The organism is Corynebacterium sp. 13CS0277 (assembly GCF_002994655.1).
Classification (GTDB): domain Bacteria; phylum Actinomycetota; class Actinomycetes; order Mycobacteriales; family Mycobacteriaceae; genus Corynebacterium.
This window is the reverse complement of sequence record NZ_PPDL01000007.1, coordinates 53,461-80,124: the sequence shown is the minus strand read 5'-3', so window position 1 is coordinate 80,124 and position 26,664 is coordinate 53,461. Positions and strand designations below refer to the sequence as shown.

Annotated in this window: 23 protein-coding genes and 1 tRNA gene; 11 read left to right on the top strand and 13 right to left on the bottom strand. The window is 69.3% G+C overall.

The annotated features are described in order from the left end of the window. Positions 1–8 precede the first annotated feature (8 nt). Entirely contained in the window at positions 9–1,118 is a 1,110-nt protein-coding gene (locus C1Y63_RS04190) for a glycosyltransferase family 4 protein (RefSeq protein ID WP_106015216.1), read from the top strand. On the opposite strand, the gene C1Y63_RS04185 is transcribed toward C1Y63_RS04190, so the two are convergent. After that, entirely contained in the window at positions 1,057–2,457 is a 1,401-nt protein-coding gene (locus C1Y63_RS04185; RefSeq protein WP_106015215.1) for a hypothetical protein, read from the bottom strand. The two genes, C1Y63_RS04190 and C1Y63_RS04185, sit on opposite strands and share 62 nt — an antisense overlap. Then, positions 2,435–3,616: a DUF3068 domain-containing protein gene (locus C1Y63_RS04180; protein ID WP_106015214.1), complete on the bottom strand. Its 1,182-nt coding sequence runs from the start codon at positions 3,614–3,616 to the stop codon at positions 2,435–2,437. Before C1Y63_RS04180 ends, C1Y63_RS04185 begins: the two co-directional genes overlap by 23 nt. Positions 3,617–3,648: 32 nt before the next feature. Between C1Y63_RS04180 and C1Y63_RS04175 the strand changes: the two genes are divergently transcribed. Next, positions 3,649–4,752: an acyltransferase gene (locus C1Y63_RS04175; RefSeq protein WP_106015213.1), complete on the top strand. Its 1,104-nt coding sequence runs from the start codon at positions 3,649–3,651 to the stop codon at positions 4,750–4,752. Here C1Y63_RS04175 and C1Y63_RS04170 read toward each other — a convergent pair. From C1Y63_RS04170 to C1Y63_RS04160, 3 genes are read right to left on the bottom strand one after another with little or no spacing between them, the layout of a single operon-like run. Continuing rightward, positions 4,677–7,700, bottom strand: coding sequence for an alpha-(1->3)-arabinofuranosyltransferase family protein (locus tag C1Y63_RS04170; RefSeq protein WP_106015212.1), 3,024 nt, complete (start codon positions 7,698–7,700; stop codon positions 4,677–4,679). The genes C1Y63_RS04175 and C1Y63_RS04170 overlap by 76 nt on opposite strands. Further along, the gene (locus C1Y63_RS04165; protein ID WP_106015211.1) at positions 7,657–7,851 is read right to left on the bottom strand and encodes a DUF2613 domain-containing protein; all 195 of its coding nucleotides are present in this window, start codon (positions 7,849–7,851) and stop codon (positions 7,657–7,659) included. The genes C1Y63_RS04170 and C1Y63_RS04165 overlap by 44 nt, the downstream gene beginning before the upstream one ends. Positions 7,852–7,888: 37 nt before the next feature. Continuing rightward, positions 7,889–8,338: a universal stress protein gene (locus C1Y63_RS04160; protein ID WP_369831019.1), complete on the bottom strand. Its 450-nt coding sequence runs from the start codon at positions 8,336–8,338 to the stop codon at positions 7,889–7,891. 138 nt (positions 8,339–8,476) lie between these two features. On the opposite strand from C1Y63_RS04160, the gene C1Y63_RS04155 reads away from it, so the two are divergent. The 3 genes from C1Y63_RS04155 to C1Y63_RS04145 all read left to right on the top strand — a co-directional run bounded on the left by C1Y63_RS04155 (position 8,477) and on the right by C1Y63_RS04145 (position 11,824). Beyond that, positions 8,477–9,655, top strand: a complete 1,179-nt coding sequence (locus tag C1Y63_RS04155; RefSeq protein ID WP_106015209.1) for a glycoside hydrolase family 3 N-terminal domain-containing protein — start codon at positions 8,477–8,479, stop codon at positions 9,653–9,655. A 122-nt stretch (positions 9,656–9,777) separates the two neighbouring features. Then, positions 9,778–11,349 (top strand): VanW family protein, encoded by a 1,572-nt coding sequence (locus C1Y63_RS04150; RefSeq protein WP_106015260.1) that lies wholly within the window; start codon positions 9,778–9,780, stop codon positions 11,347–11,349. A gap of 118 nt (positions 11,350–11,467) precedes the next feature. Beyond that, on the top strand, positions 11,468–11,824 hold the full coding sequence (locus C1Y63_RS04145; protein WP_106015208.1) for a hypothetical protein: 357 nt from the start codon (positions 11,468–11,470) through the stop codon (positions 11,822–11,824). Here the strand turns inward: C1Y63_RS04145 and C1Y63_RS04140 are convergent. After that, complete coding sequence (locus C1Y63_RS04140; protein ID WP_106015207.1) at positions 11,821–12,861, bottom strand: TDT family transporter; 1,041 nt, start codon at positions 12,859–12,861, stop codon at positions 11,821–11,823. The genes C1Y63_RS04145 and C1Y63_RS04140 overlap by 4 nt on opposite strands. A gap of 100 nt (positions 12,862–12,961) precedes the next feature. On the opposite strand from C1Y63_RS04140, the gene C1Y63_RS04135 reads away from it, so the two are divergent. The 3 genes from C1Y63_RS04135 to C1Y63_RS04125 are packed head-to-tail and all read left to right on the top strand — an operon-like array spanning position 12,962 to position 16,781. Then, a complete protein-coding gene (locus C1Y63_RS04135; RefSeq protein WP_106015206.1) occupies positions 12,962–13,789 on the top strand; it encodes a LysR family transcriptional regulator in 828 nt (275 codons plus the stop codon). Then, positions 13,786–15,738: an MMPL family transporter gene (locus tag C1Y63_RS04130; RefSeq protein ID WP_106015205.1), complete on the top strand. Its 1,953-nt coding sequence runs from the start codon at positions 13,786–13,788 to the stop codon at positions 15,736–15,738. Before C1Y63_RS04135 ends, C1Y63_RS04130 begins: the two co-directional genes overlap by 4 nt. Continuing rightward, the gene (locus C1Y63_RS04125; RefSeq protein WP_106015204.1) at positions 15,738–16,781 is read left to right on the top strand and encodes a VanZ family protein; all 1,044 of its coding nucleotides are present in this window, start codon (positions 15,738–15,740) and stop codon (positions 16,779–16,781) included. Before C1Y63_RS04130 ends, C1Y63_RS04125 begins: the two co-directional genes overlap by 1 nt. Here C1Y63_RS04125 and C1Y63_RS04120 read toward each other — a convergent pair. The 5 genes from C1Y63_RS04120 to C1Y63_RS04100 form a co-directional block, all read right to left on the bottom strand. Continuing rightward, the gene (locus tag C1Y63_RS04120) at positions 16,747–17,373 is read right to left on the bottom strand and encodes a DsbA family oxidoreductase (protein ID WP_106015203.1); all 627 of its coding nucleotides are present in this window, start codon (positions 17,371–17,373) and stop codon (positions 16,747–16,749) included. The genes C1Y63_RS04125 and C1Y63_RS04120 overlap by 35 nt on opposite strands. A gap of 27 nt (positions 17,374–17,400) precedes the next feature. Then, the gene (locus tag C1Y63_RS04115) at positions 17,401–17,829 is read right to left on the bottom strand and encodes a methylated-DNA--[protein]-cysteine S-methyltransferase (RefSeq protein WP_106015202.1); all 429 of its coding nucleotides are present in this window, start codon (positions 17,827–17,829) and stop codon (positions 17,401–17,403) included. A 79-nt stretch (positions 17,830–17,908) separates the two neighbouring features. Continuing rightward, positions 17,909–17,982: transfer RNA gene (locus C1Y63_RS04110), tRNA-Gly, on the bottom strand. A 59-nt stretch (positions 17,983–18,041) separates the two neighbouring features. Then, positions 18,042–20,105 (bottom strand): YhgE/Pip domain-containing protein, encoded by a 2,064-nt coding sequence (locus C1Y63_RS04105; protein WP_106015201.1) that lies wholly within the window; start codon positions 20,103–20,105, stop codon positions 18,042–18,044. After that, positions 20,102–20,893 (bottom strand): ABC transporter ATP-binding protein, encoded by a 792-nt coding sequence (locus C1Y63_RS04100; protein WP_233195571.1) that lies wholly within the window; start codon positions 20,891–20,893, stop codon positions 20,102–20,104. Before C1Y63_RS04100 ends, C1Y63_RS04105 begins: the two co-directional genes overlap by 4 nt. Before the next feature lie 109 nt (positions 20,894–21,002). Here C1Y63_RS04100 and dcd point away from each other — a divergent pair, with 109 nt between their 5' ends. The 3 genes from dcd (at position 21,003) to C1Y63_RS04085 (ending at position 24,108) form a co-directional block, all read left to right on the top strand. Then, a complete protein-coding gene (gene dcd / locus C1Y63_RS04095; RefSeq protein ID WP_106015199.1) occupies positions 21,003–21,566 on the top strand; it encodes a dCTP deaminase in 564 nt (187 codons plus the stop codon). A gap of 129 nt (positions 21,567–21,695) precedes the next feature. Continuing rightward, positions 21,696–22,862, top strand: a complete 1,167-nt coding sequence (locus C1Y63_RS04090) for an HNH endonuclease signature motif containing protein (RefSeq protein WP_106015198.1) — start codon at positions 21,696–21,698, stop codon at positions 22,860–22,862. A 46-nt stretch (positions 22,863–22,908) separates the two neighbouring features. Next, complete coding sequence (locus tag C1Y63_RS04085) at positions 22,909–24,108, top strand: UDP-glucose/GDP-mannose dehydrogenase family protein (protein WP_106015197.1); 1,200 nt, start codon at positions 22,909–22,911, stop codon at positions 24,106–24,108. Here C1Y63_RS04085 and C1Y63_RS04080 read toward each other — a convergent pair. Next, positions 24,101–25,399: a YibE/F family protein gene (locus C1Y63_RS04080; protein ID WP_233195570.1), complete on the bottom strand. Its 1,299-nt coding sequence runs from the start codon at positions 25,397–25,399 to the stop codon at positions 24,101–24,103. The two genes, C1Y63_RS04085 and C1Y63_RS04080, sit on opposite strands and share 8 nt — an antisense overlap. Before the next feature lie 12 nt (positions 25,400–25,411). After that, positions 25,412–26,653, bottom strand: a complete 1,242-nt coding sequence (locus tag C1Y63_RS04075) for a pyridoxal phosphate-dependent aminotransferase (RefSeq protein WP_106015196.1) — start codon at positions 26,651–26,653, stop codon at positions 25,412–25,414. Positions 26,654–26,664 lie beyond the last annotated feature (11 nt).

The following is a 26,664-nucleotide window of genomic DNA, read 5'->3' as shown; positions in this document are numbered from 1 at the left end:
TACCGCTGGTGAACGTGCTCTTCCTGTCCTGGCGTGACAGCCACCACCCCGAAGGGGGCGGCAGCGAAGCCTACGTGGAGCACATCGCCGAGTACCTCCACAGGCTCGGGCACACGGTGACGATCCGCACCGCCCGCCCCGCGGGCTCAGCGGCGCGCAGCACCCGGGAGGGCGTGGCCTACGTGCGGGGCGGGGGCCGGCACAGTGTGTACCCGCGGGCGCTGGCGTGGCTGCTGTGGCGGCAGCTCCGCCGCCGCGGCCCGGACGTCATTGTCGACGTGCACAACGGCATTCCTTTCTTCGCCCGCCTGGTGACCCGCACCCCGGTCGTGGTGCTCAGCCACCACTGCCACCGGGAACAGTGGCCCGTCGCAGGTGCCGTGTTGGGCCGGGTGGGCTGGTTTCTGGAATCCCGGCTCAGCCCCCTGGTGCACCGTCGCACCCCGTGGGTGACGGTGTCGGCCCCCAGTCGGGAGGAACTCGTGGGCCTCGGGGTGCCGGCGCAGAACATCAGCATTATCCGTAATGGCTGCGACCCGGTGCCGGCCCCCCTGGTGGAGCTGCCGCGCACCCGCCCCCACCACGTGGTGTGCGTGGCGCGGCTGGTGCCGCACAAGCAGCTGGAGCACGCCATTGATGTCGCCGCCGCCTGTGAGCGCACCCGCCCCGGCCAGGTGGCCCTCGACGTGGTGGGGTCCGGCTGGTGGGAGGACAGCCTGCGGGCCCATATCCAGGCCCGCGGGGTGGGCCATGTGGTGCGCCTCCATGGGCACGTGTCCGAAGAGGGCAAGCATGCCCTGCTGGCGCGGGCGTCGGTGCACCTCATGCCGAGCGCGAAGGAGGGCTGGGGGCTTACCGTCATGGAGGCCGCACAGCACCGGGTGCCGACGGTCGGCTACCGGGCGGCGCGCGGCCTGCAGGACTCCATCGATGATGGCTCCACGGGCCTGCTGGTGGACACGTATGAGGAGCTGCTCACGGCCACCCTGCGGCTGCTGGACGACCCGGTGCTGCGGGGCCGGCTGGGGGCGGCGGCGCAGGCGAAGGCACAGCAGCTCAGCTGGGCGGCCGCCGGCGCGGACTTCGCGCAGCTGCTAGAAGCAGTAGCCCGCAGGTAGCCCACGCGCAGGTCAGCGCCACCGCCCACGCGGGCCGGGGTGTGGTGACGATGGGGGTGAGCAGGTGTAGGCCCTCGTCGTCGAGGACCGCGCCAACACGGTGCACGGGGTCGGCTGCGGCTGCCACATAGTCGGGGTTCGGCGGGTCGACGGTCTCGCCATCGACGACGAGGGTGCCGGGTGGGACGACGTCGAGGACTTTTCCGCGGGGATCGACAACCACCCGGCCCTGCCACTGCACCGTCGTGGACGGCGGCGCGATGAGCAGGCGGCGCTCGCCGACCTGCGATACAAGGTGCGCCAGCTGTGGGGGCCGGGTCGGCGTGATGGCCTCCATGGCCTGCGGGGCACCCCACACGCCCGCGAGCCAGCACACCGCCACCACCGCCGCCACCCGCCGCCCGCGGAGTGCGGCTGCGCCGGCGAGTGCGGCGGGCAGCATGAGGAGCACGAGTTTCTGCCCGTCGCGGAGAAGACCCCCGCCGGGCAGCGCGGTGAGCACAGTGCCGGCCGCCCCCGGGAACAGGCACAGGGCACTCGCGCCGCCGGCGCCGAGGAACCACAGCACGAGCAGGCGGCGGGGGGTCGAGCGCCACGCCGCGGCAAGCAGCAGGACGCTGGCGAGCGCGCCGAGGGCACCAACCCGGGCGGTGAGGGTGGCGTCCGCGTTCCAGATGCCGCCCATCCCCAGCACATCCACCACGGATGAGGGGGCGAAGGCCCGCACGCTCGCAGCCGTGATCGTCGTGCCGGCGGGGTGCAGCAGGCTCGGCACCAGCCACGGCAGGCTCGCCGCCACACCCGCCGCCCCCAGCAGCAGGCGGCGGCGGTGGCTGCCGGCCGCCACGACACCGATGAGGGTTGCGGCGACCGCCCCGGTGGGGGTGAGCGACGCCCACCACAGGGCCGCCACCGGCCGCCACCACGGCCCATCGATGTGCGCCAACAGGGCCGGCAGGAGGAACCACGCGACGACGAGCGACCAGTGCCCCTGCAGGAGACGCTCCACGACAAAGGGGTTGAGGAAGAGCACACCCGCGGCCCAGGGGCCGGCGGACGCCCAGGCAGCGCGGCCGCCGACCACCGCCGCCCCCAGCACCACGAGCCGCACGACGAGCGGCTCCAGGCCGAAGGGGACGAGCCCCAGCAGGGCGTCCTGGGGGGTGGCGCGCGCCGCACCCGCCAGGCCGAGGGCCTGCGGGGTCAGCGCCATGTGCGGCAGCACCACCATGTCGCGGGCAAGCAAACTGCCCGGCAGCACAAAGGGCCACAGCACCATGGCCGCAGCAGCCACCACCGCCGCGGCGGGCAGGTATTTAGCCGCGGCGGCGCCAGGCATACGCACCCCAGGCCACCAAGACCACGCCGAGGATCAGGCCGAAGAATTTGAGCCGGAACAGCCACGCGAGCCGGGTGGCGCCCTCATCGGCGGTGGCGAACTGCCGGGCCTGGGTCTCCTCATCCCAGGCGGCGGTGACGACGAGTGCCGTGCGGTCCGCGCTCGTCGGCTGCGCAGGATCACGGAAGTGCGCCCGCGCGGTGGCCTCTGCTTCCTCCGGGGAGGAGGCGAAGAAGTAGTGCAGCTGCTCCTGGCCATTGACGATGACCCCGGTGTGGGGCTCGACGCGCAGGTCCCTGCTCACCGCGTAGTAGCGGGTCATGACCACCGGCTCCTCGGGGTCCTTGCCCAGGGCGGCCAGTTCCTCCGGGGTGTACCAGCGGCCCATGGTCGACCGCATCCGCATGCCGGCGAGTACTGCCTTGTCCTGTTCGCTGAGCGCGCCGTCGCGCTGCAGGGCGCGGGAGGTGGCGGTGAACATGTCGACGGCGCCGACATCCTGGTGGAAGTGGTACACCGTGCGGCCGTGGATTTTTTCCTCATTCACGAAATCGATCGGGGAGGAGGCCTGCGCGGTGGTGTCGAAGTAGGGGTAGGAGCGGGGCGCGGTGTCGAAGGGGAACTGGTACTGCAGGCCGTCGCGCACAAACCCACCCGTGGTGTCATCCAACCCCAGGTCGGGGGCCGTCATGTGGAACGTGGAGGTGGGCTCGTCGACGGGGAAGGCCGCATGCCGGTGCAGGGTCACCGTGTCGACGGAGGCGCTGACCAGCGCATCGGGTTCGGGGATATCGGTCCGCAGCAGCACATTGCCGGCCCGCAGGGTGATGTCGTCCCGGTTGGAGGGCTCCACCGCCGCAATGTGCCGCACCCCCTGCACCGGCACCTCGCCGACGAAGCAGTGCATGGGCATCGCCTCACCAGCACAGGTGGGGTCGGCGGCGTGCTCCGCCAGCGGGGTGTTCGTCGCGAACGCGCGGGCCTGCAGCAACCTCGCGGTCGCCACGGCCGTGGAGGTCGTGCCGCCCGCGTCCAAGGGAATCGTCTTGAGCTGCGGGATGAGCACCGCCGGCATGAGGGCGGTAAACGCCACGAGCCCCGCGCCGCAGCCCAGTGCGAGGCGCGCCCACCGGCGCCGGGTTGGGGGGTGGTTACCCATGCTGGCCGCCTTCCACTAGGTTTGCTTCAGCCATGTCTGCACCATCGTACGCACCCCGCCCGGCCTTCCTGGATTCCCTCGAAGGCCTGCGCGCCGTCGCCGCGTTCGGGGTCATGGGCACCCACCTGGCGTTCCTCGGCGGCATCGGCGCGGAGTCCCCTGCGGGCGCGGTGTTGGCGCGCGCGGACTACTTCGTCGCCGTGTTCTTTGCGCTCTCGGCGTTCCTGCTGTGGCGCCGTCACCGGCGCACACCCCGCACCCGGGTGGCGCTTGCTCGCTATGCGCGGGCGCGGGTGCGCCGCATCGTGCCGGCGTACGTGGTGGTGGTTCTCGGGGTGATGCTCCTCGTACCCGCCGCCCGGGGCACCTCGCCTGCGGTGTGGGCGGCGACGGTGACCTTCACCCAGATTTACCTCCCGGCGGGGCTAGCACCTTCGCTCACGCACCTGTGGTCCATGGCGGTGGAGGTGGCGTTCTATGCGGTGCTGCCGTGGCTGCCGCGGCGCAGATGGGCGCTCGTGGCGCTGGCGGTGGCGTCCGTGGGGTGGGCGTGGGTGCCGTTCGTCGCCCACCACACCCCCGGTGGGGTCAACGGGCAGCTCTTCCCACCCGCCTTCGCCCTGTGGTTCGCCGTCGGCATCGCCGCCGCCGAGTGGGAGGCCCACGGTTTTCCCGCGTGGCTGCGGCGCGCCGCCCGCTGGCGGGCCGCCTGGTGGTTCGCCGCCGTCGTGGTGCTGTGGGTGGCCGCCCAACCGTGGTTCGGCCCCCAGGGGCTCGTCCACCCCAGCCCGGCGGAGTTTAGCCGCCGCATCCTCGCCGGCGCCCTGTTCGCCGCCCTAGTGCTGCTGCCGTACGCGGCGCGTCCCGCCCCGAGTGCGTTGGCGGCGTCCGGGGTGCGTTTCCTGGGGCGGATCTCCTACTGCGTGTTCCTCGTCCACCTGCCGGTGGTGGAGATCGTCATGGCCTACGCCGCCATTCCGATGTTCAGCGGCCGTTGGTCGCTGTTCCTGCTCACCGGGGTGCTGAGTATTCCGCTGACGGTGGCGGTGGCGTGGCTGCTCTACGAGCGGGTGGAGAGCAGGCTGGCGATGACGACGCAGCCGGCGGCCGCCACCGGCCACTCGGCCCCCGTATAGCCGGGGCCCAGGGTTAACCACCAGCAGGCAGCAAACGCCCCACCCGCGGCGAGCAGGCACCTGCGCTGCGGGAACCACGCCACCACGCCGGCGGTGACGAGGCCCGCGAGAATACCGGGGATGCCGCCCACCACCCCGCAGAGTGCCACCGCGCCCGCCCACCAGGCGGGCCACAGGCGGGATGGGGTGGGACGCGGCAGCTGGTCCTGTGGCGCGGGTGCGCGCCGACGCGCCGCCACCCCGCACAGCACCACCGTGAGCACCGCGACCACGCCGCCCGCGGCAAGCCCCACCCGGTAGGTGCGGGCGCCCGCGAAACTCACCTCCGGGCGGGTGGCACTGAGACTTCCCACGAGGCCCGCCCCGAGGGAGATCTGCTCCCCGGTGACGCGCACCCCCGGGGCCTGGGTCAGCCCGGTGTTCCACACCGGCAGGGGACTCGGGCGGGCGGGGGAGTAGCCCACCTCCTGCAGCATCACCCAGTGGGCGCGGGTGGACAGCGTGTGCGTGCCCGCCGCCAGGGTGACCTCCCCGCAGGAGGCGGGTGTCCCATCGATTGTCAGCGCACACTCGTCGGCCGTGAGCGTCAACCGCATGCTGCGGGGAAGGGTGAAGGTGCGCTCCAGGGTGGGGCTTGCGACCTGCAGGCGGCTGAACAGAAACAGGCGGGCGTGTGTCGCCGGGGGCACCTCGATGCGGGGCACGAGCTCCACCCCGTGGACGTCGACCTCCGCCAGGCCCGTGCGGCCCCGGGACCCCGGCAGCGCGATGCGCACCTGATCGGTGGGCCCGCCGGGCACCCGCACCGTCACCGGAAGACCCGGGGTGGCGTCCACCCGGACCGGGTGAGCCGGGTCCGCGCCTGAGACCTGCAGCTGGGCGGGGCGCCCCGTGATCGTGACAGTGACCTCCGGGCGGGTGGTCGTCGCCCGCACCGTGAACGAGGGATTGCGATCCCCCGGCGCCGGATACCACGCGGTGAGTGCATCGCCATCGAGGGCGTACTGGGGGGCGCGCTCCTGATCCGTGCCCACAGCCTGCGCGTCGGAGGCCGACGAGGACACCACCACCGGGGACCCCGGCACATCCGCGCCGCCGTAGGCCAGCACCGTCTCCGGGGAGGTGGCGGGATAATCCCGCGCCACACCCCGGGCGCCACCCTCATCGCCGGCCTGGAGGAAAGAACTATCCGCCCGATCCACCGCACCAAAATTATGGGCCACCCGCGCCGGCGTATCGGTGACGATCTCCGGGTCCGCGTCCACTAGCGTCACCGGCACCCCCACCAGGGCACTGATGAGGGCCACAGCCTCCCCGCCGGCAGCCGCCGGCACCGGCAGCACATGCCCCGGATTCGCCGCCGGGGGCACGGCCACCACGTGGTAGTCACCACAATCTGTCACGCGAAGACCCGCCTGGTGCGCGCGGTCTATCAAGCGGGCCGCCGTCGCCCGAGTGCCGGGACTATCGCCCCGCACAATGAGCTGGCCGATGCCGAAACTCCGGGCCGCCGCAAAGGCCTTGTCCGCCGGCACCGACTCCGCCAGCAGCACCCGCTGCAGCCCATCGAGGCCGCGGATCGTCTCCGGATGCACCAACGGCACCGCATCACGCACCGCCCACGGCACCCGCAACAGCGGCTGCAACGGTTCATCCCGCGTCCACCCCCACTCCTGGTGGGCAAAGGGGGCCGCCGGCAGGATCAACGCCCGCCCATCCGGGTGCGCATTGACGAAGTCTGCTGTGCGGCGCACATCCTCCGGCACCTCCTCATACGCCCCCACCGGCAACAGCATGCCCACCGGCGCCAGCGCCGCAAACAACACCAGCACCCCCCAGGCGCGCCGGGTCGAGTCAGAGGCGGCCTCCACCGCCCAGCCCACCCCGAGCGCCAACGGCAGCCGCAGCACCACATCCCACTTGTGGACGTTGCGCAACGCCACCCCGGTCGTATCGAGGAACTCCCGGTAGGCGGGCCCGAAGGGGCCGGCCGCCGCGGCGATAGCGCAGAAGCCCACGAGGAACATCACCACCCACGTCCGGCCGCCCCGCCGCGCGAGACCGAACACGCCGGCGGCGGCCACGAGCCCCGTGACGATGATCGCCACCGGCTGGAGGGCCAGGTGGTGGGCGGCGGTGCGCTCCACGGAGACGAACGCCACCCAGTGGGAGGTACCCCGCAGGGCCTCTGCGGCGTTGGCCACCCGGGTGGTCGCCCAGGCGGATTCAATGAAGTCGACGAAAGGCACCGCGTACGCCCCCAGGACGAACAAGGGCACCAGCCACCACAGGCTCACCGCGACGAGGAGCGCGCCGAACGCCAGCAGGCGGGGGAGGTTGCGCTGCGCGGCGACGACGAGGAGGGCCGGCAGGATCGCCAGTGCGGTCACCGTGGCGTTGACCGCACCCATGCACGCCACCGCCAGGGTGGCCTGCGGCAGCCCATCGAAACGGCTCTGTGGCCGCAGTACGGCGGCCACCGCCCAGGGGGTGAGCATCGCCGGCCACGCCTCCGAAGAAATCGTGCTGAGCACCCCGATGATGCGGGGGGCGCACACAAACGCAGCGACCGCGGCACCCCGCGCCCACGGCGACACCATGCCCACCTTGTGGGTGAGCCGCAGCATGCCGGACGCGCCGACGCAGAGCAGCAGCCACCACCACAGGCGCTGGATGAGCCACTCGGGGCCCGGCAGGAGGAAAAACAACCCCTGGGGGAACAGGTACCCGAACGCCTGGTTCTGCACCTGCCCGAAGGGAAAGACCTCGCTATAGGCGGAGGTCGCCTGGGCGAGAAAATGCCACGGGTCCGCCACCAAATCGTGCTTCGTATCGGCCGCGATGGCGGGCCCCGGGAGGAACACCACCGCGGCCGCCACGGCCCAGCACGCGAGGTGCAGGCGGCTAGTTGCGTGAGCCGTACTCGACGCCGCCGAGAAGCGCATCATCGGTGACTTCCGTGTCGGCCGGCAGGGAATCCGTGGCCGACAACTGGGCGGCACCGATAACAGCCACGGTGCCGAGCACCGCGCCGATGACCGCCGCGGCGAGCGCCGGGCCGATCGAACGGCGCGTCAAAGAGTCAGACTCGTAGGCCACGACACTTCCTTCACAGACGGGGAGAAAAAGGAGACAACTAGCTTTCCGGGGGCACGATGAACACCGGCAAGCCGGCGTGGTTCATCACATTATCCGCCGTGGAGGACTGCCACAGCGAACGAATCCCCGTCACCGCCCGCGTCCCCGTCACAATGACGTCGGGCTTGAGTTCTTCGGCGGCATCCACAATCGCCGACCAGATCGCGGTGGTGGACTCCACGAGGTGGGCGCGCGCCACCAGGCCGAGTTCTTCCGCCAACGCCACGCCCTCCTGGCAGGTTGCCAGCGCCTCCGCGTAGGCCGGGTCGTCGCCGGCGATCTGCGTCCAGTCGGCCTGCTTCATGCCCGCACCACCCGCGGCGCGCGCGGCCTGCTTGTGCAGGGGCTCAAAGGCGGTGAGAATGTCGACCGCCCGGGGGCGCAGCAGCCGCGCCGCGGACGACAATGCCCGGCGGGCTTCCTCCGAGCCGTCGAACGCGATGAGCATCCGCAGGTCTGTGTCGTTCACGTGCATCACGCCTTACATACTGAAAGGGTCGGGGCTTGCTTCCGCGCACAAGGGCTGCGCGGGTGCGTGTGCTCTACCGTAGTATGGTGCAACCGAGGAAGAAAAGGAGCGGCGGGCGTGAAACGTGCGGGCGTGAAACGTGGCGGTGCAGCACTCGTGGCCGCCGCACTGGTGACGGGCTGTAGCCCCACCGACCCCACCGCCCCCGTAAGCCAGACCAGCGCCCACCCCACCCCCGCCAGCACCCCGCCGACCACCACGGCCCACGTGCCCACGGAAACCCCCTCTGCGGCGCCGACACAGGCGCCGGCGCCGGAGTTTGATGTGCGGGCGGATGCCGCCCACACCCTCATGGTCGGGGTGAAAGACTACGCGGACGCCCGCACCGCACTCGCCCAGGGCGTGGGCGGCATTTTCATTGGCAGTTGGACGGACCCCGGCCTCGTCGCCGGCGACACCCACACCATTGCCACCCTGCGGGAGGAATTCCCCCGCCCCTTCCAGGTCGCGATCGATGCCGAAGGCGGCCGCGTGGTGCGCCAATCCGGCCTGTTCGGGGCGCTGCCCGCGCCGCGTGTCATGGCTAGTCAGTGGATCCCGGAGGCCGTGCAGGGTGCCGCTTATGATCTGGGTACCCGGCTGCGGGCCGCCGGCATCACCGTCGATTTCGCGCCCGTCGTGGACCTCGACGGCGGGCCCGCCGGCGCCGCCATCGGGGACCGGAGCTTCTCCGAGGACCCGCAGGTCGCAGCGGTGTACGCCACCGCCTTCGGGCAGGGGCTGCTGGATGCGGGCGTGCAGCCCGTGTTCAAGCACTTCCCCGGCCACGGGCATGCCAGCGGCGATACCCACACCGGGGAGGTGACCACCCCGCCGTTGGCGCAGCTGCGGGCCGCCGACCTGCTGCCCTACGGGCAGGTGCTGCGGCTGCCGGGGGCGGCGGCCATGGTCGGCCACATGATTGTCCCCGACTTCGGGGAGCGCCTGCCGTCGAGCCTCAACCCCGAGGTCTACGGCCTGCTGGCCCGCGGCGATTACCCCGGCGGGGCGCCCTTCGACGGGCTGGTGTACACCGATGACCTGTCCGGCATGAAAGCGATTAGTGCGACGTTGCCGGCAGGCCAGGCCGCCTGCGAGGCGGTCATCGCGGGCGCCGATGTGGCGCTGTGGATTTCCACCGACCAGGTGGCGGACGCCACCGACTGCCTGGTGGGGGCGGTGGAGTCCGGCCGGCTGGATGCGGCCCGCCTGCACGCGTCGGCGGAGAAGGTCCGGGCGGCTGCTGCGTTAAGATAGCCCGCGTGGAAAGAAGCACCAGCCCCCACCCCCGCCGGCACCGCGGCGCGAAGATCGCCGGCGGCGTCGTGCTCGGCGTCCTGATCGCCGGTGGCGTCGCCTACGGCGCCGATTTTGTGCTCATGAAGGACCGGGTGCCGCGCGGCACCGTCGTCGCCGGCACCAGCATCGGCGGCATGGACCACGCGGAAGCGCGCCGCACCCTGGAGGGCATTGCCTCCACCCGGGATGCCGCGCCTGTGGTGGTGCACGCCGGGACGAAAGACACCACCTTCATCCCCGCCGAGGCGGGGCTGACCGTCGACGTCGACGCCACGATCGATGCCGCGGGGGAAACGTCGTGGAACCCGGTGCGGCGCATCACCAGCTTCTTCACCACCCACCCCGTGGACTTGGTGTCCACCGTCAACCAAGCCCAGTTCGGGCCGGCCGCCGAGAAGGTCGTCGCCGACCTGCACGCCGACCCCACCGATGGGGCGGTCCGCCTCGTCGACGGCCGCGTGGAGACCACCCAGGCGGCCGACGGTCAAGACGTCGACCCCGTGGAGGTCCGGCAGCAGATGACCGCCCACTGGTTGGACAGTGAGCTCACCCTGGCGGCCACGCCGAAGAAGCCCGCCATCGGCGCGGACGCGGTGACCGCCGCGGAAGCGGTGGCGGCGAAAGCCCTGTCCGGCGACATTATCGCCACCGGCCGCGACGGGATCGACGGCATCATCCCCATTGAGCGCATGGGCGACATCGTCACCTTTGAGCCGAAGGACGGGCAGCTCGCACCGCAGGTCGATGCCGGCAAGGCCAAGGACCTCCTGGCGGAAAACCTGTCCGCCACCGAGGTGGAGCAGCGCAACGCGAAAATTTCCTTCGTCTCCGGGTCGAAGACCGTCACCCCGTCTGCGGATGGGGTGAAAATCGACTGGGAGGCCACCATGGATGGCTTCACCGACCGGGTCATCGGCTCCAAGGAGCGCGAATTCCCGGCCGTGTACAAGGACGAGAAAGCGACCTTCACCACCGCCGACGCGGAGAAAGCCACCTTCGACGACACCGTCGGCTCCTTCACCACCGGTGGTTTCACCTACGCCTCCGGGGTGAACATTCGCCGCGTCGCCCAGATGGTCGACGGCGCGATCGTCGCCCCCGGGCAGACGTTCAGCCTCAACGGCTACACCGGGCCCCGCGGCACCGCCCAAGGCTTCATCGAATCCGGCATCATCTTGAACGGGCACGCGGATAAAGCCGTCGGTGGTGGCATCAGCCAGTTCGCGACGACGCTGTACAACGCCGCCTACTTCGCCGGCATGGAGGACGTCGCCCACACCGCCCACTCCTACTACATCAGCCGCTACCCGGCCGGGCGTGAGGCGACCGTGTACGAGGGGGCCATCGACCTCCAATTCAAAAACACCTCCCCCTACCCGGTGCTCATCCGCGCGAGCGCCGACCAGGCGAACGTCACCGTGAGCCTGTTGGGGAAGAAGACCGTCACCGTGGAATCCGTCAACGGGGGCCGCTGGGCGCAGACCCAGCCGCAGCCGATCAACCTCAGCGGAAGCGATTGTGTGCCCTCGAGCGGGGCGCCCGGGTTCACGACCTCGGATACGCGCATCATCCGGGATCTGTCCGGTGCGGAAGTCTCCCGGGAGACCACCACCACCGTCTACGACCCGGCGCCCATCGTGCGCTGCAGCTAGACACACCAGCAGGTGCCCCCACGTGGGGGCACCTGCTGCATTTTTCCCACCCCCGCCCGCGCACCTGTGTCACTATGGGGGCACAGTGACTTATCGAGGTTGGAAAAGGGGTTGTCCCATGAATGGTGTGCTTGCCGTGGCGATGGCGTCGATGATGCTGCTGCCCGCGATCCTCATGTGGGCCATCGCGGAGAAAGCCGCCACCGGCCAGCTGCAGCGCAACAGCATGGCCGGCATCCGGATGGCGCCGCTGACGGAATCGGAAGAACAGTGGCAGGCCGGCCACGCCGCCGCCCGCCCCATCCTGCGGCTGTTCCTCGGGGTGCAGCTCGCACTGACGGTGGTGTGCGTGGCGGTGTATTTCCTCGCCGGCGACGGCCCCTTCGCGATTGTGCTCATGCTGCTGCCCGTGGTGCTCCTCGGGTTCCTTGGCTGGGCGGTGGTCGCCGCCCGCCGCGCCGCCGAGAAGGCCTAACGGGTGTGGGCGGCCAGGGTGCGGGCCGCCACCACCAGCCACGCGGCCACCAAGCAGCCGTAGGAGACGAACGCCATCACCGTCAGGGTGCTGCTGCCCGTGTGGGCCGCCAGGCCCGTGATCCCCGTGACGCAGGTGCCGACGGGGAAGGTGAACGACCACCACGTGAGACTAAACGGCAAGCCGTGGGCGATGGTGCGCACCGTGATCGTCGCCGCGATCGCCGCCCACAACAGCGCAAACCCCAACACCGGCACCCCGTAGAGCACCCCCATGGCCTCGAAGGCGCGCGCCAGCGCAGGGGAGACCGCCAGGTGCGCCTGGGTGGCCAAATTATTCGTCGCCGTGATCGACTGCCCGAGGGGCCCCAACACAATCCACAACGTGGGCACCGCCGCCGCAGCACCAATGTTGTGGTGCGCGAGTCTGCTCCACAGCAGGGTGATCATGATGAGCGACACCAGCAGCGACAGCCCAAACATGGCGTAGCAGGAGAGCAGCAGCACCAGGCGCGGCTCCCCGGCGGGAGTGTGCGGCACCAACAGGGCGCCCGTCGCCGCCGACACCATCGGTGGCACCACCGGCATAAGCCAGCCGGCGAACGCATCCTCCCGCCCCACATCGTTGCGGGTGAACGTCAGCACCGGCAGCAGCACCGCCGTGACGAGCCCGCCCAGGGTGCCCAGGGTCCACAGCACCCAATCGATGGTGACCGCCCAGCCGCCCAGCAGCGGCTCCCCGAGCAGCAGGGTGCCCGCCCCGACGGTGAGCAACGCCATGGGTGGGGCGCCATAAAAGTGCCCCATGGTGGGGTGGCGCAGGTGACTGCGCGCCACCTCCGGGTAGCGCACCCAGTGCACGCCGGTCTTGATCACCAGGATGACGAGCCAGGTGCTGGCGGCCAGCCACACCCCGGTGGCGAAGAGGCGCACCGCAGGGTTGTCCGTCGGCAGGCCGGCGGCCGCGGTGGCGACGATGCCGGTGCCCATGACGCTGGCGAACCAGTTCGGGGTGAGGTTCGCGGTGATTTTCTCCATGGGGATACAGTGCACCGCGGGTGCGCGCAGCACCTAACAGCCGCCGGCTGTGGGCCTACAATGAACAGTTGTACCCGCAGGCAGAAGACAGGATAAGGGCGTGGATCTTGGGCAGGTGGCGGCACTCGCCGCACTGGAAAAGGAAGGCAGCGTGTCGGCGGCGGCTGTGGCCCTCGGGATCAGCCAGCAGGCATGCTCCGCGCGGCTGCAGGCGCTCAGCCACAGCGTCGGCCGGGCGCTCACGGCGCGCACGCCCCACGGGCTGGTCCTCACCGACACAGGCCGGGTGGTGCTGGGGTGGGCGCGGCCCGTGCTGGCCGCCGCCGGCGACTTCGACTCCCTCGTGTCGACACTTTCCCACCGCCAGGGGCTGCGGGTGGGGGCCTCGCTCACGGTGGCGGAGTACCTGCTGCCCGGCTGGTTGGCGCACTACCCGGGGCAGGTGCAGCTGGAGGCCGCGAACTCCGCCACGGTGCTGAGCCGGGTCGCCGCGGGCGACCTCGACGTGGGCTTCGTGGAAACCCCCACCCTGCCGGTAGGGCTCAACAGGCGCCTGCTCGGGTGGGATGAGATGGTGGTGTGCGTGGCGCCCGCCCACCCCTGGGCGGGCACGAGTATTAGCGCTGCTGAGCTCGCCCGCACTCCACTGATCGCCCGGGAGGAAGGCTCCGGGACGCGCGCCACCGTGGACGCCGCCATCGACTGCGTGGAGCCCGCCGCGACCGTGACGACGACGGCCGCCGCCCTCGCGCTCGTGGCGACGGGCGTCGCGCCGTCGGTGCTGCCGCGCCGCTGCCTCGACTCGCGCCTGGTCGAGGTGCCGTGCCCGGTGCGTTTCGCCCGCCCTATCCACGCGGTGTGGCTGGTGGCGGGCGATGCGACGCAGCGACTGCTTGCGGGGTGCGATGTGACATACTCACCCCTATGAAAAAGTACGACCATAAGGTGAGTTGGCTTGTCATCGCCGCTTTCCTCCTCGGCATCGCCGCCTTATTTGGGCTCGCGCCTTCGGGCAGCGACGCGAACTCCACCGCCCCGCAGACACTGCCCACCACCAGTGACTCCTACCGGGCCGGCGAACTCGCCGCCCGCTTCCCCGGTGGTGACACCCTGCCCGCCATTGTGGTCTACCACCGCGACGCCGGCATCGGCGCCGACCTCGCCGCACTGCAGGACCTCCCGCAGCGCGCAGCCGACGCCCTCGGCGCGACCGCCGGCCCCGTCATCCCGGTCAATGACACCACCGCCCAGGCCACGATCAGCCTCGACGGCTCGCTCAGCGGCTTCGGAGTCACCGATGCGGTCACTGAGCTCCGCAGCAGTGTGAAGGCCTCCGCGCCGGAGGGCGTCGACGCGTTCATCACCGGCCCCGCCGGCTTCGCCGGGGACACCGCCCAAGCATTCAAGGGCGCGAACTTCACCCTCCTGGCCGTCACCGCCCTCGTCGTCGCCGTGCTCCTCATCCTCACCTACCGCTCGCCGATCCTGTGGATCGTGCCGCTGCTCGTCACGGGGCTCGCCGACCGGGCGGCCGCGATCGTCACCACCTGGCTGGCGGACGCCACGGGCTGGTTCAGCGCCGACGGCTCCACCAGCGGCATTACCTCCGTGCTCGTGTTCGGTGCCGGCACGAACTATGCGCTGCTGCTCGTCAGCCGCTACCGGGAAGAGCTCCACCGCGAAGCTGACCACTCGGTCGCCCTGCGGCGCGCCTGGCGGGCCAGCATCCGGCCCATCGTCTCCTCCAACTTGACGGTGGTGCTCGCGCTGCAAACCCTGTGGCTGGCGAGCGTGCCGAGCCTGACGAACCTGGGCTTGAGTTCCTCGATTGGTTTGCTCATCGCCCTCGGGTTCTCCCTCGGGCTTTTGCCGCCCCTGCTGGATGTGTGCGGCCGGCGGCTGTTCTGGCCCCGCATCCCCCGCGTCGGGGAGCACACCGACGCCGAGAACATCTTCGGCCGCGTCGCGGCCCGCGTCAACGCCCGCCCGGTGGCGTTCCTTGTCCCGCTGCTCGTGGTGCTGCTCGCGCTCGGCGGCGGCATGTGGGGCACCCGCCTGGGGCTGAGCACCACCGAGCAGTTCCGCACCCCCTCGGAGGCCGCGGAAGCGGCAGCGCTCCTGCCCGCCGCCTCCCCGGTGCTGGTGTACACCCCGGCGGGGGAGATTGAGCAGGCCGTCGCGGACGCCACCGCGGTCGACGGGGTGACGCTCGTCGGCCAGCCGCAGACCAGCACCGACGGGCAGTGGCAGCGCGCCACCCTCATCGTCGACGGCGACGACCCCGCCACCGTGGAGGCCATCCGGGAGCACACCGACGCCATCGTCGGCGGGCAGATCGCCCAGGCGATGGACAATAAGGCCGGTACGCTGCGCGACATGACCGTCATCGTGCCGCTCATTTTCCTCGCCGTGTTCCTCGTCCTCATGGTCGTGCTCCGGGCCTGGGTGGCGCCCCTGCTGCTGCTCGCGGCCGCCGCCTTGTCGACGTGGGCGGCGATCGGCGCCGGCACGTTCGTCTCCACCCACCTCTTCGGCTTCCCCGGGCTGGATACCTCGGTACCGGTGTACTCCATCCTCTTCCTCGTCGCCCTCGGCATCGACTACACCGTCTTCCTCGTGTTGCGCGCCAAGGAAGACACCCCTCGGCTCGGGACGCGCCAGGCCATGGTCCACGCAGTGAACGCTACCGGCGGGGTCATCACCAGCGCCGGCGTCGTCCTCGCCGCCGTGTTCGCCGTCCTCGGGGTGCTGCCGCTCATCACCCTCACCCAGGTCGGTATCCTCGTCGGCTTCGGCATCATCCTCGACACCTTCCTCGTGCGCACCCTCGTCGTGCCCGCACTGTTTGCCCTCCTCGGCGACAGGATGTGGAAGTAATGCAGCAGTTCCTCGTGGCTCTCGCCGTGGGCTTGGGCATCAGCGCGGTGGCGTTCCTGCCGCTCGTGGTGTGGCAATACCAGCGCTACGGCCGCTTCTCACCCAGCCGCACCTTCTGGTCCGCCCTCAGCTTCACCTACGCCTCCGGACTCATCGCCTACACCCTGTTCCCCCTGCCGCAGGAATGCACCCGCAGCGGCCACATCGTCGTCCTCGACCCCACCGAGTACTTCCGCGACATGGCCCACCACTTTGCGGGCATGAGCCCCGCCCAGATGGCCACCAGCTGGGACGTGCTCCAAATGGTGTTCAACGTGGCCCTGTTCGTGCCGCTCGGGGTGATCCTGCGGGACTTCCTCGAACTGCGGCCCGGGCGCGCCATCCTCACCGGCTTCCTTGTCAGCCTGCTGGTGGAAACCACCCAATACACCGGCAACTTCGGCCTGTTCTGCCAGTACCGCGTCGCCGACGTCAACGACCTCATCACCAACACCCTCGGCACGGCCGTCGGTGTGGCGATCGCGGCACTCATCCCGAACTTTGTGGCCAGCCCCGCCCAGCTGCGCGCCACCCGCACCACCGCCCGCCCCGTGCACCGGGCCCGCCGGGCCGGCAGTATGCTGCTCGACTACCTCACCATGGTCATCGCGGCCGAGTTGGCGTTCATCCTCGTGGTGGTGGTCCGCTGGGCGCTCGACCCCGCCACCCCCATCGCGGAGCAGCAGCCCGGGTGGGAGTGGCTGCCCGGGGTGGCGGCCCTCCTCGTCGTCTACGTGCCGGCCCTTGTCGGCAGTGGCGCCAGCATCGGGCAGCGCATCGTGTGGCTGCGCCCCAGCCCCGCGCCCCGCTGGCGGCTGCTGTTGCGGGCCAGCATCGCCGGCCTGTGGGCCCTCGGCACCCTCGGGGTGCCGGTGGCTTCAGGGCTGTTCAGCCTGCTCGCGTTCGCCAGCCTGGTCTCGCTCATCTGGACGCTGCGGGGCATCTCCGGCGTCATCGCCGGGGTGGACATTATTGATTCGCGGCCTGCTGCAGCGCCGAGATAAACACATCGACCGGCTGCGCGCCGGACACCGCCAGGCGCTGATCAAACACCATGAACGGCACCCCCTGGATGCCCATCGCCTGCGCGGTGCGCTCATCGTCGCGCACCTGGTCGGCGAAATCATCGCCCGCGAGCAGCGACTCCACCTCCGCGGTCGGCAGCCCATGGGCGGCCGCAATATCGCGCAGCACCTGCGGGTCGCTGATGCTTAGGCCGCGCTCCAGGTAGGCGCGCATGAGGTCCTCCCGCACCGGCTCCGCCTGGCCGTGCGCCGCCGCCAAGTGCAGCAGGCGGTGCGCATCAAAGGTGTTCGTAAACACCGCGTTGCGCCAATCAAAGGTGACGCCCACGGCCGCCAACTGGGCGGCAATCTGCTCCTGCGAAGCCACCGACTGCTCGTGGCTCATGTTGTACTTCGCCGCAATCGCGTCGACGAGCGGCTGCGTGGGTTCCTTCGGCAGGGTGGGGTCCAGCTCGAAAGAGTGGTGGTGGATCTCGGCCTCGATGCCGGTGGCATCCAGGGCCTCATTGAGGCGCGCCATGCCGATCTGGCAGAAGGGGCACACAAGGTCAGTGAAAACATCGATTCGCATACCCCACCCAACACCCGCCACGCCGGGTTATTCCCGCGCCAACAGTCGGCCCTTGATCTCACCCCACGCGTAGCCGCCCACCCCATCGGCCCGCACCACCCTGTGGCAGGGCACCAGGAGCCCCACCGGATTCGCCGCCACCGCCCGGGCGACTGCCCGCGCGGGCCCCAACTGCCCATACGTCACAGTCCGCCCTCGGGGGATGCGCCGCAGAGCGCCCCACACCCGCTCCTGGAAGGCCGTGCCCCGCCACGCTACCTCCACCACTGGGTCCTCGCCCGCGTAGTAGGCCTCCACCGCCCACGCCGCGACCGGGCCCTCCACGAGGGGTGGTCGGAGGCTCGGGTGGGCGCGCGCCACAATCCGCTCCGGGGAATCCCAGCCCGCGGCCACCACCAGGCCGTCGCGCTCCACGAGACAAAAATCCCCATCCGGGGTAGGCACGATACCGAACATGCCGCCAGCCTAACCCGAGACGCACACAACCCCTCCGGCCCCGGCATTGCGCCAGGTCAGGAGGGGTTGTCATGAAAATTGGAGCCGATGACGGGAATCGAACCCGCGCCGCCTGCTTGGGAAGCAGGAGTTCTACCATTGAACTACATCGGCAGCGCGTCCCACTATAGCAGAAATAGCGGGCCGTGCATGACAGGCGTGTTGCGCCTGGATTAGAGGCTGATGGCGGGGTGGAGTCGCTTCATCGTCCACATGCGGTCGCGGCGGGCGCCCAGTGCGGTGATCGCAATGAACAGGGCGGTGAAGCCGGCGATCGCGATGGAGGACACCCAGATGCGGTGGTCGAGGTTGCCGTACATCAGCTCCCGGAAACCGTTGACCGAATACGTCATCGGGTTAATCGGGTGCAGCCACTGGAACAGTGCCGGCTCCGTCTGCACGGGGTAGAGGCCACCGGAGGACAAAATCATGAACATGAGCATCGCCATGGCAGCCACCTTGCCGGGGCCGGGGCCGAGCACCACGTTGAGCATCTGGTTGAGGGCGGTGAACATGATGGACACGCCGATGGAGAACACGTACAGCCAGAACGGGTACCGGGCATCGAGGCCGACAGCGTAGAGGGTGACGGCGACGATGGTGGCCGCCTGCACGGTGGCGATGAGGCCGCCGGGCAGCAGGCCGTCGAGGGCGGCGCGCAGCGGGGCGACACCGGAGGCGACGGCCCGGTTCTGCATGGGGCGCATGAGCAGGAAGATGATCATGCCGCCGATGAACATGGCCAGGGAGAAGAAGAAGGGGGCGAGGCCGCCGCCGAAGGTGTTCGAGCCGGCCTCGTTGGTGGAGGTCAACTCCACGGGCCCGCCGAGCACACTGGCGGTGCCTTCGCGCTGCGCGGCCGTCCAGCGGGGCACCGCCTGGGAGCCCTCCTTGAGCTTCGTGGACAGCTGGCCCGTGCCGTCGGCGAGTTTGCCGGCGCCCTCGTCGAGCTGGCTGATGCCATCCACGAGGCTCAGCGTGCCCTCGGCGAGCGGGGTGGTGCCCTCCGCCTGCAGGCGGTGCGCGCCCTCCTTCAGCTGCTGGGCGCCGTCGTTGAGCTGCTGCACACCGCTGGTCAACTCACCGATCTTGCCGGGCAGTTCGCCGGTGCCGGCGCGCAGCTGGTCGAAGCCGCCACGGAACGGGGCGGAGGAGTCGCCCAGCTGGTAGGCGAGCTGCTGGGTACCGGACGCGAGCTGCCGCAACTGCAGGGTGGCGGGAGCCTGGGGGCCCAGCGCCTGGGTGTCGATCTGGGTGGCGAGCTGCTGCAGCTGGGCGGCGGCGCGCTGCACCTCGGGGTTCGGCACCCCCTGCAGCTGGGTGGCAAGGCGGCGCACATCGTTCGCCGTCGATGCCTGCGCGGTGGTGATCCCGTCCAGGCGGGACTTCAGCTGCTGCACCCCATCATTAATCTGGGTGGCGCCCGCAGCGAGATGGTCGACGCCGCCGCCCAGCTGGTCCACACCCTGGGTCAGCTGGGTGAGCTTCCCGGTCGCCTGGCCCACCGCCGCATTGAGGGTGGCGGTGCCATCGGCCAACTGGTCGGCGCCAGAGGCCAGCTCACCCATCTTCGTGTTGAGGGTGCCCGCACCCTGGGACAGATCCTGCGCGCCCGTGAGCGCCTTATCGAGGCCCTCATCGAGCTGCTGCGCACCATCGTTGAGCATCGACGCGCCCAGGGCCGCCTGGTCGAGGCCCGTGCCGGCGGACTGCACACCCACGAGCACCTTGTCGATCGCCTGCGCACCAATCTTGTTGCTGATGACCGGCAGCATCGTGCGCATGACGTTCTCGCCGATCATGGTGGACAGGTAGCCGTTGGCGTCGTTGTAGATCGTGTTAATGACCGCCCGCCGCGGCTCACCCGTGGCAGGGGAGGCCACCGCCTCGGAGAAATCGGGGGTGAGCTCGACGACGAAGTAGTAGTCGCCTTCCTTCACCCCGTCGAGAGCCTCCTGCTTGGAGACGAAATCAAAGTTGATCTGGTCGTTCTCCTTCAGGCCCTCGACGACCTCGTCGCCGGCGTGGAGCGGCTTGCCAGAGACAACCGTGCCGCGGTCCTCATTGACGAACGCGATGGGCAGGTCCTTGACCTTGCCGAAGGGGTTCCAGAAACCCCACAGGTACAGGGCCGAATACAGCAGCGGGATGAGGCACAGCGCCAGGATCGCGATGCGCCCCAGTTTGCTGCGTTGAAAACGGCGCAGTTCGGTGCCGAGAGTCAATCCGGAGATCACAGGTCCTCCTCGCGGATCGCGCGGGCGCCGGTGTGTTCCGGCTGAAGGTGCGCCGCGTCAGTAAACAATTCAATGAGGGTGTAGTCGGGGAGAATCTCCGCCGGAATGTCGTTGACGGAGTTCACCACCACGGGCATTTGCTCCGACAGGCGCACCAGGGTGGCGAGCAACGCCATCCAGTCGTCGTACTCCTTGACCTGATCAATGTCATCCATGACCAGCATGTTGATCTCCGCCCCATCGGCGGGGTGCAGTGCCAGCGCGATGCGGATGAGAATGCGGTCCAGGGCACCAATCTGGGAGACATACACGTCCAGCGGCGGCAAAGAACGGGACCCGAACACCGGCTCGCACAGAGAGCGGAAGTACTCCTCGTCGGCCGGGCGGGTCCACGCCAACCAGGGGCGGGTCCACGCGCGGTGCTCCGTGAACACGGTCTTGAGCTTCACGTCGCGGTCCAGCTGGTCAATCTCCTCCACGCCTGCGATCGCGACGTGGCGGCGGAAAGAGCGCGGCTTCGTCTCCCCCAGCACCTCCAGGTGGCCCGAGTCGATCTTCATGCGGCCCGAGATTGCCAACGCCAGGGCGGTGCGGCCGGAACCGCCGCGGCCCGCCAGGACCGTGAGTCCCTCGCCGGGGATACTGAAGTCGAGGGGCCCGAAAACGGGCCCCTGATCGCCAGTGATACCGATGCCCTCAGCAATGACTGCGGGAGGTTTTTCCCCGGGCAAGCCGCGGGAAGTTTGACGCGCCGTCGTGGCGGCGCTGCTATAACGCTTCTGTGACATGGTGCTTTCGCAAATATGAGAACTAGGGCAAGTGCGCCCACGAATCCTAGCAAAAGTGGGAGAAAAACTCCCACACACGGTGTGGGGTGTGGCCACTACACTGAGGGGCGTGCTTCTCTCCGACCGCGACATTAGAACTGCCATTGATGACGGCGACCTCGTCATCGAGCCCTTCGACCCGCAGCTCATCCAACCGTCCAGCATCGATGTGCGCATGGACCGCCTGTTCCGGGTGTTCAACAACTCCCGCTACACCCACATCGACCCGAAGCTGCAGCAGGACGAACTGACCACCCTCGTCGAGGTCGCCGAAGATGAACCCTTCGTGCTGCACCCCGGCGAATTCGTCCTCGGGGCCACCCTCGAGAAGTTCACCCTGCCCGCCCACCTCGCCGGCCGCCTCGAAGGCAAGTCCTCCCTCGGCCGCCTGGGCTTGCTCACCCACTCCACCGCCGGCTTTATCGACCCCGGCTTCAGCGGGCACATCACCTTGGAGCTGTCGAACGTGGCGAACCTGCCGATCACCCTGTGGCCCGGCATGAAGGTCGGCCAGCTGGCCCTGTTCGGCATGTCCAGCCCCGCGGAGGTGCCCTACGGGGCGGGCTCCCTGGGCTCCAAGTATCAGGGGCAGCGGGGACCCACGCCGTCGAAGGCGTACCTCAATTTCCGCTAGAAAAAAGGGCCTGTGGATAACTCCCGGGCCCTTTGTGCTGCTCACAGGGGGTGGCGGCAGCCTGTGGACCAAGGTTCCGCATCTCCAGGCGTACCTGGTACACACTGTGTGGCGAAAGGAGGTCCCCCCATGGAAGACGCATTCCTCGCCACGATCGACTACACCACCTTCGATCAGGATGTCGCCGACAAGCTCGAGCGGCTCAAGCACGAGGTCACTGTCGCGTGCGCGATCTACTCCGCCACCGCCGCCAAGAACAATGCCGGCGATCTGGTGCAGTCGCCCCATGCGGAGGACTTCTATGTGGAGCGCTACGACATGGCGCCGGCGGCCGCGCGGGCACAGATCCGCCGCGGGGAGCAGCTCATCGCCCCACAGAAGGACGCCAAGGAGCGCGAGGCTCAGGCCCGGATCCGTGGCGCTGTCCTTGCGGGCGAGATCAGTGTCGATGCCTTCGACACGGTGATGCGCGGCACCCGTAAGCAGGGCGCCCCCTACCAGGCCGCCGAGTACTACCTCACCCGCCGCGACGGCGGCAGCCTCAAGCAGCTCGCCGACACCATGAAGCGCACCACCCCCTCCCCGGAGCGGGTGTACGCCAAGCGCAGCTTTGAAATCCACGCCCAGGACGAGCAGGGCGGCTGCCGCGTGCGCGGCTACCTGCCGCCGGACTACGCCGCCCGCCTCCAATCCCAGCTCGACGCCGCCATGGCGAACGACTACCGGGGCGACGACGAAGACCGCAGCCGACAGCAGCGCTCCGCCGATGCGCTCGTCACCCTCGCCAGCGGCGACACCCAGGCCCAGCTCGTGGTGAGCGTCACCGCGAAAGAACTTGACGAAGGTTGCGACGGGCTCATCGCCAGCACCGGGGACGTCCTCCAGCCGGAGGAAGCCGCCCGCATCATCGACGACAGCTGCACCTGGCTGGCGATCCACGACCCCATCCACGGGGTGCCGCTGTTCCTGGGCCGCACCCGGCGGCTCGCGGGTGCCCACCAGCGGTTGGCGCTGTGGCTCCACCAAAGCACCTGCGCCTACCCCGGCTGCGACGTGCCCGCCCACCGCTGCCAGGTGCACCACCTGCGCGCCTGGAAAGACGGCGGCGGCACCGACCTCGACAACCTCATCTACGTGTGCGCCCACCACCACGGCTACGTCGATGACTCCCGCTCCAAACCCCACCGCGGGTACTTCGCCCGCGACCCCGTGACCCGCAGACCCGTGTGGGTGACAGACGGGCAGCGTGAAAACACGCACCCCGCCACCCGCACCGCCGCCGCACGCCGAGTGTAGCCCCAGGGGCCCCTGGGGCTCCTCGGCATACCCTAGTGTGGGGGCCATGGACATCACGATGGTCGGCACCGGCTACCTGGGTGCCACCCACGCCGCCTGCATGGCGGAACTCGGCCACCGCGTCATCGGCATCGACACCGACGCCACCAAGGTGGAGGCACTGAACTCCGGGCGCAGCCCCTTCTACGAGCCCGGCCTCGACGAGCTCCTCGCGAAGCACACCACTACCGGGCGGCTGCGGTTCACCACCGACCCCGCCGCCGCATCCGCCGCGCGGCTGCACTTCCTCGGGGTCGGCACCCCACAGCACCCCGGCAGCGACGAAGCCGACCTCAGTGCCCTGCACGCGGCCGTCGCATCCCTCGTCCCCCACCTTGAGGGCGAACACACCCTCGTCGGGAAATCCACCGTGCCTGTCGGTACCGCCCGGGCGCTGGCCGCCACCCTCCCGCCCACCATCACCCTGCTGTGGAACCCCGAATTCCTCCGGGAGGGGCACGCCGTCGCCGATACCCTCCGCCCCGACCGCATCGTCATTGGCGGCGACGGCGACATCCTTGATGAGCTGTACGCCCCACTGGGGCGGCCCATCATCCACACCGACTGGGAAACCGCCGAACTCGTCAAAGGGGCAGCCAACGCGCTGCTCGCCACCAAGGTGTCGTTCATCAACGGGGTGGCCACCATGTGCGACGCCGTCGGCGCCAACATCACCGAACTCTCCCGCGCCCTCGGACTCGACCACCGCATCGGCCCCCACTTCCTCGCCGCCGGCCTTGGCTACGGCGGCGGCTGCCTGCCCAAAGACACCCGCAGCTTCCGCCACCAAGCAGCCAGCCTCGGCGCCGAATCCACCGCCCACCTCCTGCAGGCCGTTGACGCCATCAATACCGAACGCCGCACCCGCGTCATCGACCAGATCAGGGCCCTTCAGCCCCAACGGGTCGCCATCCTGGGGGCCGCATTCAAACCCGGCTCCGATGATGTGCGCGACTCTCCCGGGCTCGCCATCGCCGCCGCCCTTGACTGCGACGTCGCCGTCGCCGACCCCCTGGCCCCCGGATACCTCGACGTGGACTGCGCTCTCGACGGCGCCGATGTGGTGGTGCTCGCCACCGCCTGGCCCGACTACGTCAACCTTGACCCGGAATGGGCAAAGAAAAAAGTGCGCAGCCCCCGCATCATCGACGGGCGCTACGCACTCGACGCCACCGCGTGGCGCCAGGCCGGCTGGATCGTTATGTGACCTCGGCGAGGCGGCGACGACCCACCACCACAAACGACGCAATGAGCGTCGTAATCGGCACCGCCAACGCCAACGCCAACGCGCCAATCGCACTCCGGAGAAACTCCGTCGCCATGACATCAGACGTCAACACCTGGCCCATGGGGCGATCCGCCACACTCACGAGCAACAGCAGCGGCAACGCGGCACCCGTATACGACAACACCAGGGTGTACACCATGGAAGCAATGTGGTCGCGGCCCACCGTCATCGCGCCCTTAAACAGCCGCCACGGGTTCGCCTCCGGCTCAATCTCGGCAAGCTCATTGACCGTCGATGCCTGCGCGATCGTCACATCGTTGAGCACGCCCAGCGCACCAATGATGAAGCCGCACAACATCAGGCCCGTCACCGTGACGTCCGGCAAGTACAGCTGGATGAGCAAATTATCCTCATTGCCCAAACCACGAATATGGGTCGAAGCGATCGCATACTTCGCCAGCAGCGCCGCCGAGCCCATCGAAATCAGCGTGCCCGCCAACGCGGCCGACGTCTTCCACGAGAAGCCGTGCACCAGGAACAACACCAGGAACAGCACGGAAGAACCACACACCACCGCCAACAGCAGCGGGTCGCCGCCCCGCAGCAGCGCCGGCAGCAGGAACACCGCCACCGCACCCAACGTGATCGCCAGACCGATCAGCGAACGGGCACCCCGCCACGCGCCGACCACAATGATCGCCAGCGCCGTCAATGCCGCCCAGAACCACATACTCGGGGCGCGAGAATAATCAGTGAACGCGTAGCCCACCTGCCCGTCAGCGGTCTGTTGCTCCGACAGGCGAACCTTCTGCCCCTCCTCCAGCTGCGGATCGCCCGGGTGGTTACCCACCAGCAGCAACGTGCGCTTACCCGCATTGGGGCCGGAGGTGATGTCCACGATGGCGCGGCCACAGGACTCACCCACCGCCAACGGCGCCACCGGGGACGTATCAAACACGCGGCCCACCGACGGGGACTGGCAACTGCCCTCATCGCGCACCGCCACCACACCATCAACCTGCGCCTGCGGCAGGGGAGACGTGGTGGCGAACTCGGGCGCGACATTCGCCGGGGCATCCGATGGCCACAACGCCACCACGCCCACCGCCGTCGCAATGCCCGCAAGAAGCAAAAACAGACTCAACGCCCACTGCACCGGAGTAAACGGCTCCCGGTACTCCCGGCCCGTGGCACGCGCAGTGAAAGGGCGCCACTGCGTGGAACCCCACTCCGGCATATCCGGCCCGGCTGCCTTATGGTGGCGACCCATCGACCTGCTCCTTTATTGCTTGTACGAGGCGAGGAAGTTACCCAGGCGATCAATCGCCTTCGACAAATCATTCGCCCACGGCAACGTCACCACCCGGAAATGATCCGGCGTCGGCCAATTGAAGCCCGTGCCGTGCACCAGCAGAATCTTCTCCTGCCGCAGCAAATCCAACATCATCTGGGCATCATCATGAATGTCATAGACGTTGAGGTCCAGCTTCGGGAACGCATACAGCGCACCCATCGGCTTCACACAACTCACGCCCGGGATCTCGTTGAGCTTCTGCCACGCCACATCACGCTGCTCCAGGAGACGACCTCCGTCGGAGGTCAACTCGTAAATCGACTGCCGGCCACCCAACGCCACCTGAATGGCGTGCTGCGCCGGAACATTCGGGCACAGACGCGTCCCCGCCAACAACTCCAAACCCTCAATGAAACCGCGCGCACGGTTCTTCGGGCCCGTGAGAATCATCCAACCCGCACGGTAGCCCGCCACCCGGTACGCCTTCGACAGGCCATTAAACGTAATGGTCAAGATGTCGGGGGCGACCTGCGCCATCGAAATGTGCTCCGCACCGTCGTACAGAATTCGGTCGTAGATCTCATCGGCGAGGATCAGCAAGTCGAACTCGCGCGCCACCGCCGCAATATCCTCCAACACCTGGCGGGAGTACACCGCACCCGTCGGATTATTCGGATTAATGACGACGATGGCCTTCGTCTTCTCCGTCACCTTCGAGCGAATGTCCTCGATGGAGGGATTCCAGTCATTGTCCTCATCGCACAAGTAGTGCACCGCTTTGCCGCCCGCGAGCGACGTCGCCGCCGTCCACAGGGGATAATCCGGCATCGGGATGAGCACCTCGTCGCCGTCGTTGAGCAGCGCCTGCGTCACCATCGAAATGAGCTCCGAGACACCATTGCCCAGGAACACGTCATCGACATCAAACTCCGGGAAGCCCGGAATCACCTCGTAACGGGTGACGATTGCCCGGCGCGCCGGGATGATGCCCTTGGAGGTGGAGTAACCCTGGGAGGTGGGGAGGGCGGCGATCATGTCCCGCATGATGACGTCGGGGGCGTCGAAGCCGAACAGGGCGGGGTTGCCGGTGTTGAGCTTGAGGATGCGGTGGCCGTCGAGTTCGAGGCGTTCCGCTTCGGAGGCCACGGGTCCACGAATTTCGTAGAGGACGTCCTTCATCTTCTCCGACTGGTCGAAGATGCGGCGGGGCCGAAATGCGCTGTCATTCATCGTTCTAGTGT